14 protein-coding genes and 1 pseudogene are annotated in these 14,083 nt (G+C 68.7%); 12 read left to right on the top strand and 3 right to left on the bottom strand.

From position 1 onward, the window contains the following. Positions 1-53: 53 nt before the first annotated feature. The gene (locus QN315_RS02755; RefSeq protein WP_323991394.1) at positions 54-347 is read right to left on the bottom strand and encodes a cell envelope biogenesis protein OmpA; all 294 of its coding nucleotides are present in this window, start codon (positions 345-347) and stop codon (positions 54-56) included. A 429-nt stretch (positions 348-776) separates the two neighbouring features. Between QN315_RS02755 and QN315_RS02750 the strand changes: the two genes are divergently transcribed. The 6 genes from QN315_RS02750 (at position 777) to QN315_RS02725 (ending at position 7,150) form a co-directional block, all read left to right on the top strand. Next, positions 777-1,823: a rod shape-determining protein gene (locus tag QN315_RS02750; RefSeq protein WP_323991393.1), complete on the top strand. Its 1,047-nt coding sequence runs from the start codon at positions 777-779 to the stop codon at positions 1,821-1,823. Positions 1,824-1,973: 150 nt separating this feature from the next. After that, positions 1,974-2,954, top strand: a complete 981-nt coding sequence (mreC, locus tag QN315_RS02745; protein ID WP_323991392.1) for a rod shape-determining protein MreC — start codon at positions 1,974-1,976, stop codon at positions 2,952-2,954. Positions 2,955-2,966: 12 nt separating this feature from the next. Further along, a complete protein-coding gene (locus tag QN315_RS02740; RefSeq protein ID WP_323991391.1) occupies positions 2,967-3,530 on the top strand; it encodes a hypothetical protein in 564 nt (187 codons plus the stop codon). Positions 3,531-3,568: 38 nt separating this feature from the next. Continuing rightward, on the top strand, positions 3,569-5,473 hold the full coding sequence (gene mrdA / locus QN315_RS02735) for a penicillin-binding protein 2 (RefSeq protein WP_323991390.1): 1,905 nt from the start codon (positions 3,569-3,571) through the stop codon (positions 5,471-5,473). Positions 5,474-5,505: 32 nt separating this feature from the next. Then, the gene (rodA, locus tag QN315_RS02730; protein WP_176640549.1) at positions 5,506-6,660 is read left to right on the top strand and encodes a rod shape-determining protein RodA; all 1,155 of its coding nucleotides are present in this window, start codon (positions 5,506-5,508) and stop codon (positions 6,658-6,660) included. A 7-nt stretch (positions 6,661-6,667) separates the two neighbouring features. Continuing rightward, positions 6,668-7,150: a DUF3293 domain-containing protein gene (locus tag QN315_RS02725; RefSeq protein ID WP_323991389.1), complete on the top strand. Its 483-nt coding sequence runs from the start codon at positions 6,668-6,670 to the stop codon at positions 7,148-7,150. Here QN315_RS02725 and glyS read toward each other — a convergent pair. Next, complete coding sequence (gene glyS / locus QN315_RS02720) at positions 7,131-9,212, bottom strand: glycine--tRNA ligase subunit beta (protein WP_323991388.1); 2,082 nt, start codon at positions 9,210-9,212, stop codon at positions 7,131-7,133. The two genes, QN315_RS02725 and glyS, sit on opposite strands and share 20 nt — an antisense overlap. 4 nt (positions 9,213-9,216) lie before the next feature. Beyond that, positions 9,217-10,116, bottom strand: a complete 900-nt coding sequence (locus tag QN315_RS02715; protein ID WP_323991387.1) for a glycine--tRNA ligase subunit alpha — start codon at positions 10,114-10,116, stop codon at positions 9,217-9,219. 181 nt (positions 10,117-10,297) lie between these two features. Here QN315_RS02715 and QN315_RS02710 point away from each other — a divergent pair, with 181 nt between their 5' ends. From QN315_RS02710 to QN315_RS02685, 6 genes and pseudogenes are all read left to right on the top strand, one after another. Then, positions 10,298-11,032 (top strand): DUF2076 domain-containing protein, encoded by a 735-nt coding sequence (locus tag QN315_RS02710; RefSeq protein WP_323991386.1) that lies wholly within the window; start codon positions 10,298-10,300, stop codon positions 11,030-11,032. A gap of 435 nt (positions 11,033-11,467) precedes the next feature. Beyond that, positions 11,468-11,827, top strand: coding sequence for a YidB family protein (locus QN315_RS02705; RefSeq protein ID WP_176640348.1), 360 nt, complete (start codon positions 11,468-11,470; stop codon positions 11,825-11,827). A gap of 113 nt (positions 11,828-11,940) precedes the next feature. Beyond that, a complete protein-coding gene (locus QN315_RS02700; protein WP_323991385.1) occupies positions 11,941-12,744 on the top strand; it encodes a transglutaminase family protein in 804 nt (267 codons plus the stop codon). Between the two features lie 37 nt (positions 12,745-12,781). Beyond that, positions 12,782-13,106, top strand: a pseudogene (locus QN315_RS02695) (transposase); the annotation flags it as partial. 176 nt (positions 13,107-13,282) lie between these two features. Continuing rightward, positions 13,283-13,510, top strand: coding sequence for a hypothetical protein (locus tag QN315_RS02690; protein WP_323991384.1), 228 nt, complete (start codon positions 13,283-13,285; stop codon positions 13,508-13,510). A 70-nt stretch (positions 13,511-13,580) separates the two neighbouring features. Beyond that, positions 13,581-13,829 carry a transposase domain-containing protein gene (locus tag QN315_RS02685; RefSeq protein ID WP_323991383.1) on the top strand — a complete coding sequence of 83 codons (249 nt, stop codon included), beginning with the start codon at positions 13,581-13,583 and terminating at the stop codon, positions 13,827-13,829. The last annotated feature ends 254 nt before the right edge of the window (positions 13,830-14,083 follow it).

Genomic DNA, 14,083 nt, shown 5'->3' with positions numbered 1-14,083 from the left:
TCCTCCCCGACCCGTTTATCCCCGGCGGGGCGTCCTGTCAGTAGCTGCCCCTGTCAGTAACCGCCGTTGTAGCCGCGGCGCGGCGGCGGGTTGGGCGTGGTCGCGGCCCCGGTGGCGGCGCCGAGCGCGCCGCCGGTCAGCGCGCCGATCGCGGCCCCGGTGCCGCCGCCGGCGAGGCCGCCGATTGCGGCACCGCCGCCGGCGCCGATCAGTCCGCCGCCCAGCGCGCGCTGGCCCGGGTCATAGGGATTGCTGCAGCCGGCGAGCGCCAGCAGGCCGGCGCCGAGGATCGCGGAGCGAGCCAGAAGGGGGGCATGCACGCGGATCGTCATGGTCAATATCCTCATCGAAATCGCCAGGCGCCTCGCACATGAGGCGGCTGGATTGTCATGTGACGGGGAACTGTCGGTCCCGCTCGTGAATTCCGCGCGGCGTTTCGGTGGCGAAAACAGGGCAGCGCGAAAGGCGGAACGCGGAAGGCGGGACCGGGTCCTCTCGACGCAGGGAATATGGGGATGCGTGCAGGGGCCGGCAGCCGGGCGACGGCAAATTTTTTCAACCGATCGAAGGGCGATCCGAAGGGCGGCCGGAATGACGGCCCGGATGGCGGCCCGGATGACATATGAAAAGCACGAATTAATGTCCGTGGGCCTTGCCCAGGGGGCGCGGCCCCGGTAAGCCGTCGCCCTGATCCGACAGTACCGGTTGACATGCGCGCGGCCCGCCGCCGTGGCGCATCCGCCGGCCGGGGTCGTGCTTGTTCGCGGGAGTTCTGCATGTTTGCTCGTCTGCTGGGTCTTTTGTCGGCCGACATGGCCATCGACCTCGGCACGGCCAATACGCTCGTCTATGTCAAGGGACGCGGCGTCGTTCTGAACGAACCGTCGGTGGTGGCGATCGCCGACGTACGCGGCAAGAAGCAGGTCCTGGCGGTGGGCGAGGAAGCCAAGCAGATGGTCGGGCGGACGCCCGGCAACATCACCGCGATCCGGCCGCTGCGCGACGGCGTCATCGCCGATTTCGAAGTCGCCGAAGAAATGATCAAGCATTTCATCCGCAAGGTGCATAACCGCAGGATGTTCGCCAGCCCGCTGATCATCGTCTGCGTGCCGTCGGGCTCGACCGCGGTCGAGCGCCGCGCCATCCAGGAAAGCGCGGAAAGCGCCGGAGCGCGCAAGGTGTTCCTGATCGAGGAGCCGATGGCGGCGGCGATCGGCGCCGGCCTGCCGGTCACCGAGCCGTCGGGCAGCATGATCGTCGATATCGGCGGCGGTACCACCGAGGTCGCGGTGATCTCGCTGGGCGGCATCGTCTATGCCCGGTCGGCCCGTGTCGGCGGCGACAAGATGGATGAGGCGATCATTTCCTATATCCGCCGTACCCATAACCTGCTGATCGGCGAAAGCTCGGCCGAGCGGATCAAGATCGAGCTGGGGTCGGCGCTGCCGCCGGACGATTACCAGGATGACGGCGGCTGGCGCGAGGTCAAGGGCCGGGACTTGATCAACGGCGTGCCGCGGGAGGTCGTGGTCTCGCAGGCGCAGATCGCCGAGAGCCTGGCCGAGCCGGTCAGCCAGATCGTCGATGCCGTCACCACCGCGCTGGAAAACACGCCGCCGGAACTGGCCGCCGACATCGTGGACAAGGGGATTGTGCTGACGGGCGGGGGCGCGCTGCTTTTCCGGCTGGACGAGGTGCTGCGCCGGTCGACGGGCCTGCCGGTCACGGTGGGCGAGGACGCGCTGTCCTGCGTGGCGCTGGGGACCGGGCGCGCGCTGGAAGAAATGAAACGGCTGAAGAACGTACTGACCAGCATGTACTGATACTGACCGCGGAAGAGGCGAGCCGGGCGCGCGCCGCGCGTCCGGGACAGGCACGGGCAAGGGGGCGGGGGTGATGAAGATCCCGCGGAACGACGGCGAGCGGATCGGCGACGCGACCGGGGGGCACCTGCCGTGCGGGGGTGCCGCGCGATGATTCCGCTGTCCATCCCGCTGCGCCAGGCGCTGGACAAGCTGGTGCTGCCGTTCCTGATCGTCGCGGCGCTGGGCGTCATGCTGCTGGGACAGGCGGATCGCCCGCTGGCCGAGCGGATGCGCATGGAGGTCGCCGATCTGCTGGCGCCGGCCTATGGGATGATCGCCTGGCCGCAGGCGCGGATCCGCTTCCTGGTCGGCCGGGTGCGCGACATGGGGCGGGTCGAGGCCGAAAACCAGCGCCTGCGTGCCGAGAACGCCAATCTGCGCCATTGGTACGACGTCGCGGCCGCCCTGGCCGACGAGAACGCGACCCTGAAGGCCAACCTGCACTGGATGCCGGACCCGGAATCATCCTTCGTCACCGGCCGCGTGGTGCGCGACGCCAGCGGGCTGTATGCCCGCAGCGTGCTGGTGGCCGCCAGCGTCGATGCGGGAATCCGCAAGGGCGAGATCGCGCTGGATGCGTCGGGCCTGGTCGGGCGGGTGACCGAAACCGGAATCCGCTCGGCGCGGGTGCTGCTGGTGACGGATGTGTCCAGCCGCATTCCGGTCACTCTGGAAGTCAGCCACGGGGCGGCTATAATGGCGGGAGACAATTCAGCTACTCCGCGCCTGATCTATTACCCGCAGGATAATCCGCCGATCGAGGGAGAACGTGTCGTCACCAATGGCGAGATCGATTCACTGCCCCCTGGCCTGCCCGTCGGCCGGGTCCATTATCCCCGTCCCGGGCAGCCGGTCGTCGTTCCGGCGGCGATGCTGGGGCATCTCGACATCGTCCGGATCTTCGATTACGGCCGCGGGGCGGTGGTCGCGCCGGACGCGCCGGGGCGCGTGCCCGCCCAGCGCCCGGCGGACGGCCTTGGGCTTCCGTTCCAGTCTCCGGCTGGTGGCGCCCCATTCGGCGGTGCCCCGTTCGGCGGTGCTCCGTTCGGTCCGGCGCCGTTCGGCCGCGCCCCGTTCGGCCGAGGATGAGAGTGTGCATGGATGACGCCCGACCCGTCACCTGCGCTGCAGCCGGGCATCCAGCCCCGCGCCAGCCTGTGGCGGCGGCTGGACGTGCTGGCGCGGCGCGGCCTTCCCGCCGCGCTGACCGGCCTGGCCATCCTGCTGCTGTCCGCGCCGCTCGACCTGCCGGGGCAGGCCGAGCTGCTGCCGGGCGTGGTGCTGTCCTCGGTGTTCTTCTGGTCGATCTTCCGGCCGGCCTCGATGCCGTCGCCGGCCGTCTTCCTGTGCGGGCTGCTGGTCGACCTGCTGGGGTTCGGGCCGCCGGGGGTCATGCTGCTGGTGCTGCTGATCGTCCATGGGGTCGCGCTGTCGGCGCGCTATGGGCTGGCGCGGCTGCACGTGCTGGCGCTGTGGCTGGCGTTCGGGGGGGTGTCGGCCGCCGGCACCGTATTGCAATGGGCGCTGGTTTCCGCGCTGTCGCTGCGGGTGATGCCGGGGGCGGCGTTCGGGTTCCAGTGGACGCTGGGGATGGGGGTCTTTCCGGTTCTGTACGGGCTGTTCACGGCCATGTCGCGCACCGTCGCGAATCCCGAGCGCGCCTGATCGGCGCCGCCGGGATGCGTTTCTGAGCGGGTGGTCGGATGATCCGGCGCAGAAAGACCATGCCCCGCCTGATGTCGCGGCCCGACACCGAAAACCCGTCCCGCGGCGTCTTTACCCGCCGGGCGCTGGTGGTGCTGACGGCGCAGATGGCGGCCCTGGGCGGGCTGGGGCACCGGCTGTACGAGCTGCAGGTGCGCGACGGCGACCATTATGCCCGGCTGGCGGAGAACAATCGCGTCAATCGCCGGCTGATCGCGCCGCCGCGCGGGCGGGTGGTCGACCGGTTCGGCATTGCCGTGGCGTCGAACAAGGTGAATTGGCGCGCCCTGCTGCTGCCGGAGGAGACCAGCGACATTCCGGGCACGCTGGACCGGTTTTCCGCCCTGCTGCCGATCGAACCCCGCGATCGCGCCCGTATCGAGCGGGAGATGCGCCACAAGCGGCGTTTCATCCCGATCATGCTGCGCGATTTCCTGTCCTGGGACGACATGGCGCGGATCGAGCTGAACGCGCCGTCGCTGCCGGGGGTGGTGATCGACGTGGGCACCACGCGCAATTACCCGTTCGGGCCGTTGCTGGCGCATGTGGTGGGCTATGTCGCGCCGCCGGGCGAGGCGGAGGTGGCCCATGACGCGACCATGGCGCTGCCGGGGATGCGTATCGGCCGTGCCGGCCTGGAGCAGACCCAGGACGCGCAGTTGCGCGGCACGGTGGGCGCGGTGGAGATCGAGGTCAATTCCGTCGGGCGCGTCATGGCCGAATTGTCGCGCGATGACGGCCAGCCGGGCGACGAAATCACCCTGACCGTCGATTCGGGGTTGCAGCAGGCGGTGCTGGGCCGGATCGCCGACCAGTCGGCCAGCGCGGTCGTGATGGATTGCCGCAACGGCGAGGTGCTGGCCATGGTCAGCAACCCGTCCTTCGACCCGTCGCTGTTCGACAGCGGCGTCAGCCAGGCGCAATGGGTCGAATGGACCAATGACGAGCGCACGCCGCTGATCAACAAGGCGGTGGCCGGCGTCTATCCGCCCGGATCGACCTTCAAGCCCGCGGTGGCGATGGCGGCGCTGCGGGCCGGAACGCTGTCGCCGGCCGACCGGATCTTCTGCCCCGGCTATCTGGACGTGGGCGGCACGCGCTTCCATTGCTGGTCGCGCTACGGCCATGGGTCGCTGACCCTGCGGGACGGGCTGAAATTCTCGTGCGACGTGTTCTTCTACGAGGTCGCGCGCCGGACGGGCATGGACGCGATCGCCGCCGCGGCCCACAGTTTCGGGCTGGGCACGTCTTTGGACATCGAGCTGCCTCATGCCCGCCAGGGGCTGATCCCCACGCCGCAATGGCGGCGGGCGCACGGCCAGCACTGGAATGGCGGCGATACGATCGTCAGCGGCATCGGGCAGGGATTCGTGCAGGTCACGCCGCTGCAACTGGCGACCTATGTCTCGCGCCTCGCCAGCGGGCGCGCGGTGCAGCCCCATCTGGTCCGCGCCGTTTCCGGCAAGCTGGTGGAGGGCACCGATCCGGCGCATTGGCCGGCGCTGGAGATGCCCGACCCGTTCCTGGACCAGCTTCGGCAGGGCATGTTCGCCGTGGTGAACGAGCCCCACGGCACGGCGCCCAAGGCCCGGCTGGACATTCCGGGCGTCCAGATGGCCGGCAAGACCGGGTCGGCCCAGGTGCGGCGGGTGTCGCGCGCCATGCGCGAGAGCGGTCATTTCGATTCCTCGGCGCTGCCGTGGGAATATCGGCCGCATGCGCTGTTCATCTGCTTTGCGCCCTTCGACGCGCCGCGCTATGCGGTGTCGGTGGTCGTCGAGCACGGCAATGCCGGCGCCGCCGTGGCGGCGCCGCTGGCCCGCGACATCATGACCGACGCCCTGACGCGCGATCCGGCGAACCGCAAGGAGCCGCCGGGCCAGGTGGTGGCCGAGATCGAGTAGAGCAGTCTGCGCTCAGGCGGGCCGGAGGGGAGATGAATTTTCAGAAGCGCCTGCTGCGCGCCGAGCCCAATTTCCGCATCCTGGCCAAGCTCTGGCAGGTCAACTGGCTGTATGTGCTGCTGATCTGCGTCCTGGCGGGGGTGGGGTACGGCGCGCTGTATTCGGCGGCCGGCGGGTCGTCGCGTCCCTTCGCCGGACCGCAGAGCATCCGCTTCGCCATCGGGCTGGTGATGATGGTCTGCGTGGCGCTGACCAGTCCGCGCGTACTGGTGCGCCTGGCCTGGCCGCTTTACGGCCTGTCCATGCTGCTGCTGGTGGCGGTGCTGCGGATGGGGCATGTCGGCAAGGGGGCGGAACGCTGGCTGATCGTCGGCGGCATGCAGATCCAGCCGTCGGAACTGGCGAAGATCGCGCTGGTCCTGGTGCTGGCCACCTGGTTCCATCGGGTCAATTACCGCAAGATGGCCAATCCGCTCTATCTGCTGCCGCCGGCGCTGCTGGTGCTGCTGCCGGTCGGACTGGTGCTGAAGGAGCCCAACCTGGGGACCGCGGTGATCACCGGCCTGGTCGGGGCGGCGATCTTCTTCGCCGCCGGGATGCGGATCTGGCAGATCGCGCTGCTGCTGGCGCCGGTGCCGTTCCTGGGCAAGATCGTCTATGCCCATCTGCACGACTACCAGAAGGCGCGGATCACCACCTTCCTGCATCCGGAGAGCGATCCGCTGGGTGCCGGGTACAACATCATCCAGTCCAAGATCGCGCTGGGGTCGGGCGGGATGTGGGGGCAGGGCTATCTGCATGGCACGCAGGGGCAGTTGAATTTCCTGCCGGAAAAGCAGACCGACTTCATCTTCACCATGATCGCCGAGGAATGGGGCTATGTCGGCGGGATCGCGGTGATCGGGCTGCTGATGCTGATGATCCTGGGCGGCATGCTGATCGCCCTGCGCAGCCGCAACCAGTTCGGCCGGCTGCTGGGGCTGGGAATCGCCACCAATTTCTTCCTGTATTGCGCGGTCAACCTGTCGATGGTGATGGGGGCGATCCCGGTGGGAGGGGTGCCGCTGCCGCTGATTTCCTATGGCGGATCGGCGATGCTGACGGTGATGTTCGGCTTCGGCCTGCTGCTGTCGGCATGGGTGCACCGCAATTCGCGCTTCGGCGAGGCCGAGACGGAAGAGGGGTGAGCGGCGCATGACCGGCATCCGGCCCGTCGACGTGCCGACGGCGCGCGCCTATCGGCGCAGTACCTATCACGCGGGGGGCATGGTGCTGCGCGTCGGCTGCCGGCCGGTGGCCGGCCAGGGAGACGCGCAGGGAGACAGGCGGAGCGGGATCCGGGGGGATATCGTGTTCATCAGCGCGGCCAATCCCGGCGGCCGGCGGCGCCCCGACGGGTGGAACGAGCGCATGATGGCCCGGCTGGCGGCGCATCTGGCGGGGGTGCCGGCCCGCCGCGGCGAGGGGCGCCTGGGACGGTGGGGCGAGCCGTTGTTCGCCGCCCGCATGCCGCTGGCGCGCGCCCGGGTGCTGGCCCGCCGCTTCCGGCAGAATGCCCTGCTGCTGGTGCGTGACGGCGGGCCGGCCCGGCTGGTGTTTCTGGCGTCCCTTCTGGAGGACGCCGGCAGAGGGCAGGGGAGCCGTTCCGGCCTCGGTTTCAGCCTTCGATCTGGCTGAAATCGGCGATCAGCACCGTCATTCGCCGCAGTTCGGACAGCAGGCGCAGCCGGTTGAGGCGCAGTTCGGCCTGGTCGGCATTGACCGTCACCATGTCGAAGAACCTGTCCAGGACAGGACGGAGGCGGGCCGTCGCGCGCATGGCGTCGGTGAAGCGTTCCTCGGTGATGGCGGCTTCGACCGTGGGAATGGCGTCGCCCAGCATGTCGGCCAGGGCGCGTTCCTCGGGCTGGGCATAGAGCGCCGGATCGGGCGCGCCCTCGTGCGGGCCGTCCTTGCGGTCCTCGATGCGCAGGATGTTCGCCGCGCGCCGGGTCGCCGCCAGCAGGTTCCGCCCGTCATCGGTGGCCAGCATGGCGGCCAGGGCCTCGGTGCGGGCCAGCAGGCGGGTGATGTCGCTGTCGGCATTGCCGCTGGAGATCGCGGCCAGGATGTCGTGCCGCGCGCCCTCGGCGCGGAGCTGCACGCGCAGCCGCTCGGCGACGAAGCCGGGCAGGGCGTCGAGGTCCGGCGCGTCGCGCAGGGCGGGCGGCAGGGCCCGGGCGGCCTGCACGAACAGGCTGACCAGGTCGAGGCGCAGCGCGTTGTCGCGGATGATGCGGATGACGCCCAGGGCGGCGCGGCGCAGCGCGTAGGGATCGCCCGAGCCGCCCGGCTTCTCGCCGGCGGCGAAGAAGGCGGTCAGGCTGTCGATCTTGTCGGCGAGCGCCACGGCGATGGAGACCGGGGCGGTCGGCACGCCGTCATTGAGGCCGCGCGGCATGTAATGATCGGCGATCGCGTCGGCGACCGCGTCGTCCTCGCCGTCATGGCGGGCGTAATAGGCGCCCATCACCCCCTGGAGTTCGGGGAATTCGCCGACCATGCCGGTGGTCAGGTCGGCCTTGGCCAGCAGGGCGGCGCGTTCGGCCTGCGCCGCGTCGGCGCCGACCAGCGGCGCCAGGATGCCGGCGAGGCGGACGATGCGGGCCACGCGTTCGCCCTGGCTGCCGAGGGCGGCGTGGAAGACGATGCCGTCGAGCGCGCCGACGCGGCCGGCCAGCGGGCGGGCGCGGTCGAGGTCCCAGAAATGGCGGGCGTCGGCGAAGCGGGCGCGCAGCACCCGTTCATTGCCGGCGATGGTCAGGGCGCCGCCGTCGGCGGGCAGCAGGTTGGCGACGAAGGCGAAGCGCGGCGCGGCCGAGCCGTCATCGTTGCGCAGCGCGAAATAGCGCTGGTTGACGCGCATCGAGACCTGCATGACCTCGGGCGGCAGGTCCATGAAGGATTCGTCGATGCGGCCCAGGAACGCGACCGGCCATTCGGTCAGGCCCGCGATTTCGTCCACCAGTCCGGGATCGGCGACCACGCGCAGCCCTTCCTCGGCGGCCAGGCGCTGGGTGTCGGCCTCGATCAGCGCGCGGCGTTCGGCGGCGTCGACCAGGACCTGCCGCGCGCGCAGGCCCTGGGCCCAGTCGGCGGCGCTGGTGACGGCGAAGGCCCCGGGCGCGGTGAAGCGATGGCCCTCGGTCAGGTCGGCGGAGTGCAGGCCGTGGCCGTCATCGCCCCCGTTCCCGTTTCCGTTCCCGTCCTCGGCCAGGGTGATGCCGACCACCTGGCCGTCCAGCAGGCACAGGATACGGCGCAGCGGCCGGACCCAGGTGAAGGCGCTGCCGTCGCCCCAGCGCATGGATTTCGGCCAGGGAAAGCGGCGCAGCAGCGGCGGCAGCGCCTCGGCGATCCGGGCCGCGGCTTCGACGGGGGGGAGCGTGCGGCTGAGCACCCAGAACCCGTCCTGGAGCGCCAGGTCGTCCCGGGTGACGCCGTGCTTGCGGGTGAAGCCGTCCAGCGCCTTGTCGGGCGCGCCTTCGCGCGGGCCGCGCTCGACGGCGATCGTGCCGGGCACCACGGCGTCCAGGGTCAGGGTCAGGGCGATCCGGCGGGGGCCGGAGAAGCCGGTGGCCGCGCGCGGGTTCAGCGGCGCCAGGGCGTCGCTCACCAGCCGGACCAGGTCCTCGGCCGCGCGGGCCTGCATGCGCGCGGGGATTTCCTCGGAGAACAGTTCGAGCAGCAATTCGGGCATGATCTTATTCCTCGCCCGCCAGCCACGCTTCGCAGCAGCGCCGCGCCAGGGTGCGTACCCGGCCGATATAGGCGGCGCGCTCGCTGACGCTGATGACGCCGCGCGCGTCCAGCAGGTTGAACAAATGGCTGGCCTTGAGGCACTGGTCGTAGGCGGGCTGGGCGATGCCGTGCTCGACCAGGGCGATCGCCTCGCGCTCGGCGTCGATGAAATGGCGGTGGAGCATGTCGGTATCCGCCAGTTCGAAATTATGGCGCGAATAATCGCGCTCGGCCCGCAGGAACACGTCGCCGTAGGTCAGGCCCTGGCCGTTGAAATCCAGGTCGTAGACATTCTCGATGCCCTGGACGTACATCGCCAGCCGTTCCAGCCCGTAGGTCAGTTCGGTCGAGGGGACCACCGTGGGGATGCCGCCGACCTGCTGGAAATAGGTGAACTGGGTGACTTCCATCCCGTCGCACCAGACCTCCCACCCCAGGCCCCAGGCGCCGATGGTGGGGTTTTCCCAGTCGTCCTCGACGAAGCGGATGTCGTGCTCCAGCGGGTCGATCCCGATCGCGCGGTAGCTGTCGAGCAGCAGCTTCTGGCTGTCCTCGGGCGTGGGCTTCAGCAGGACCTGGTACTGATAGTAGTGCTGCAGCCGGTTGGGGTTTTCGCCGTAGCGTCCGTCCGACGGGCGGCGGCAGGGCTGGACATAGGCGGCCTTCCACGGCCGGGTGCCCAGCGCGCGCAATGTGGTGTGCGGCGAGAGCGTACCGGCCCCGACCTCGGTATCGTAGGGTTGCAGGATCGCGCAGCCCTGCTCGGACCAGAACTGGTGCAGCTTGAGGATCAGCGCCTGGAATGACAGCGGGCGCTTGGCGGACGGGGGAACGGGCGGGCGGGGCGCGGAGGCCGGGACCATGGAAAGGATGCTCCGGTAGGCGATAAGACGGGGCGTGAAGACGGGGCGTGCCGTCCGGCACGCGGAAGGGGCGCACCATACAGGTATGGCGCGCGGACCGGAAGGCGGGGTGGGCTTGCGGAAATCGCTGGTCCACGCCACATCTTGGGTCCGACCCTTCAGCGGAGACAGGACGGATACGATGAACAACGAGGAACGCGACCTTATCACGAAGTTCGTCGCCCGCGTCGGCGGCGCACCGCAGGGGGGATTCGGCAGCGTGCCTGCGACGACGCCCAACCTGCCCCCGATCGACCCCCAGGCCGACCAGTATATCGGCCAGATGTTCCAGCAATATCCCGAGGCGCGCTATCGCGTGACCCAGATGGCGGTGGTGCAGGAAGCCGCGCTGGTGGCGGCGCAGAACCGCATCCAGCAACTGCAATGGGAATTGCAGCAGGCCCAGCAGGCGCTCCAGGCCCAGCAGGGTCAGCAGCGGCCGGCCGGTGGCGGCGGGCTGTTCGGCGGGCTGTTCGGCGGTGGGCAGCGCACCCAGGCGCCGCCCCCGCCGGGCTGGGGCGGCCAGCAGGCCGCGCCCCCGCCGCCGCAGCCGGTCTATCCGCAAGGCATGCAGCCCGGGATGTTTCCCGCGCGCGGCAGCGGCTTCCTGGGCTCGGCGCTGACGACGGCGGCCGGGGTTGCCGGCGGCATGATGGTGGGCAATGCGCTGACCGACCTGTTCAGCGGCCATCATGATGGCGGGCTTGGCGGCGGGTTCGGGGGCGGCATGCCCGGCGAGACCATCATCAACAATAATTACGGTACCGCGCCGTCCGCCGATCCGTTCGGCGGGACCGGCACCGACGTCGATCCGGGGTTCGATGCCGGCGGCGATTTCGGAGGCGGCGATTGGGGCGGCGGCGACGATAATTTCTGATCGCGGGAATTTCTGATCGCGGGCGATCCGGGTGCTCCGTTCGGACGCCTGGTCCCGGGTTCCGACACCGTCCGCATAGTGGAGAGGGGTGGCCGTGAGGGCCGCCCCTTTTTTATGTATTCCGAACTGGACGGGGAATTTCGCAACGCGCGTGCGAGTGATCGCACATTGTCGTGAGGCTGATTGCTTCGTGCGAGGCATGGATGTTATGCAGAAGATGGCCGCAAGGCCATTCCTCTGTGTCGTCTCATCCGCGGGAAACCGGGGCCCCCCAAGGGGCCCCGGTTTTTCGTTCGCGGCAGGGGCTTCGCGGCAGGGGCTTCGCGGCAGGGGCGCGGCATGGACATTGTGTCACAGTTGCGGGAGAGGGAAACGATCGGCGGTCCGGCGCGCTGGATGATATGTTCCGCAAGACCTCATGCAAGGAGGGGAACGATGTCTCTGGCCAAATCGGCGTCGGCGCTGGGGGATTTCCTGACCGGCGCGCGCTATGACCACTCCGGACTGATCAGCGCGCTGAACGAATATCTGGACCGGGTGCGCCGCGAGCATGGGCTGTACGGCTTTGCCGACCGGGCGGCGGCGGCGGGGTATGGCGATATCGTCATGCGCTGGCGTACCGACCACGAGGCCGGGCCCGCCACCGAGGAGATGGTCCGGGCGCTGTTCACGCCGTCCGACCTGGACTGGTTCGCCGAACAGACCGGCCTGTCGGCGCGGGCGGTGGAACTGATCCTGGCCAGGCAGTTGCCGAACGTGATCTACAAGCGGGCGCACGCCACCACGCCGCATTGAGGCGCATTGACGGGGTGCGTTTGACCGGGGCGCATTGACGGTGCGGCCTGGTCGGATCACAGTAGTCGGGCCACGTCGGTCGCGGCGCGCGCGGCGTCGGGGAGAGGGACGGCATGCTGATCCGAGCCGGTTATGACATCGCGCTGCTGCTGTCGTCCCCGACGCCGATCGTGCTGATGCTGGAGGTCCATCCGGACCGCGAGCCCGATCTGATGACGCCGCAGATCCCGTGTTTCGACCCGCCGGTACCCAGCCAACGCTATCTGGACGGGTTCGGCAATCGCTGCACGCGGGTGCTGGCCCCGGCGGGGCTGTTCCGGACCAGCATGTCCTTCGTGATCGCCGACAGCGGCCTGCCGGACCGGCAGATGCCGACGGCGCGCGAGGTGCCGGTGCAGGATTTGCCGTCCGATTGCCTGGTCTTTCTGCTGGGCAGCCGGTATTGCGAGACCGACCTGCTGTCGCCCATCGCGTGGTCGCTGTTCGGCCACCTGGCGCCGGGTTGGGGCAGGGTGCAGGCGATCACCGCCTTCGTCCACGACCATATCCGCTTCGATTACGGCCAGGCACGGCCCACGCGTTCGGCCCATGAAGCCTATCGCGAGCGGGTGGGGGTGTGCCGCGACTTCGCCCACCTGGCGGTGGCGCTGTGCCGCTGCATGAACATTCCGGCGCGCTATTGCACGGGCTATCTGGGCGATATCGGCGTGCCGCCGGTGCCCGACCCGATGGATTTCTCGGCCTGGTTCGAGGTCTGGCTGGACGGCCAGTGGTACACGTTCGACGCGCGGCACAACCGGCCGCGGATCGGGCGGATCGTCATGGCGCGGGGCCGGGATGCGACCGACGTTGCGTTGAGCACGTCCTTCGGGCCGGCCGGGCTGGCGGAATTTTCCGTGACGACCTACGAGGAATAGGGCTGACGCCTGCCGATCGGGACGTGGGGAATGGCGGGCCACGCCCATCCAGGACCGCGATGGCGGCGTCGTGCCGTGTTCGGCCTGTATCCGTTCCTGCTGAAACTCCATGCCGATGCCGGCTATCAGGGGACAAGTTCCAGAAAGGGCTGGCCAGGGTCTGCTGCTTCGTGAACGTCGAGATCGTGCGGCGCAGTGACGCCGGTCAATTCATAGTCCTGCCCAGGCGATGGATTGTGGAGCGCACCGTCGCCTGGTTGACCGCTGCCGACGCCTGAGCAAGGATTGGGAGTGCCTTGATTACAATGCGCGCTTTCCTCCGATGGGCGTCAGTTCGCTTGATGGGCAGAAAAACTCTGTAAGCAGATAATGATCCTGGGCGGATTCTCAGTGTCCCGGCACGGTCCCGATCTGGACTGTGGCGACACGCTACGCCGACAATAGTGGCGACGGGGATTACGTGCGATTATGTCGTGCCGCCGATTATCATCCACATAAGGAGACGGGCGCTTGCCATCTATTTGCAAAGGAGCAAAGCATGTCGAAGATTCTACGGTTTACCGATCGAGGTTGGGACGTAATCACATCGGCGTGGACAGTCGGTGCAAAGAACAGTCGGTGCGTGGAGCTTTGCTACACATGGACGCCAGCAATAGGTTTCGACAATTCCGTCGGCAGCGCGCGTGTGACGCTTCATCTCAATATTGATGATTTCGTCAATCGGTTGAGCCTGGATACCTCAATCATCGATTTGAGGGACATCTAGCGCTTTAGCCCCAATACCGTTCACTTAGTGAGTTTTATGCCATTCTGAGATCACGAGGAGGAGACGCAGGATGGCACGAACGGTCGCGGAGTTACCTTCGGGTCCCAGAATTACGGATCACATCAGCCTGGGCGTGATTGCGCGGACATTTCCGATCGCGGCGGTGCGAGCCGCGCTGGAGGCCAACGACAAGGCGAGCCTGCGGCAGCGTGATCTGCCGGCTCATGTCGTCGTCTATTATATGATCGCGCTTGGCCTCTACATGCAGAGTTCGTATCGCGAGGTGCTACGGTGTCTGCTCGAGGGGTCCAGTGGGTGATGGGTCCATCCGCGACGATGAGGGTCGCCAGCAAGGCTGGCATCTCCCAGGCCCGGACGCGCCTGGACTGGGAAGTGCTGCGCCATCTTCATGACGCCGTTGTCAGGCCGATCACAGGCCGGGACACGAAGGGGGCGTGGTTTGCGGACTGGCGGCTCGTGAGCCTGGATGGCAGCCCTGTCTTGATGCAGGCGATTCTGCGCTCGGATGGAAGCAAGGGCTGACGCCCTCCCTACGATCTGGTTTCCATGTTT

Origin of the sequence: Nguyenibacter sp. L1, assembly GCF_035199985.1 — a bacterium.
Classification (GTDB): domain Bacteria; phylum Pseudomonadota; class Alphaproteobacteria; order Acetobacterales; family Acetobacteraceae; genus Gluconacetobacter; species Gluconacetobacter vanlangensis.
This window is presented reverse-complemented; position numbering and strand designations above follow the sequence as displayed.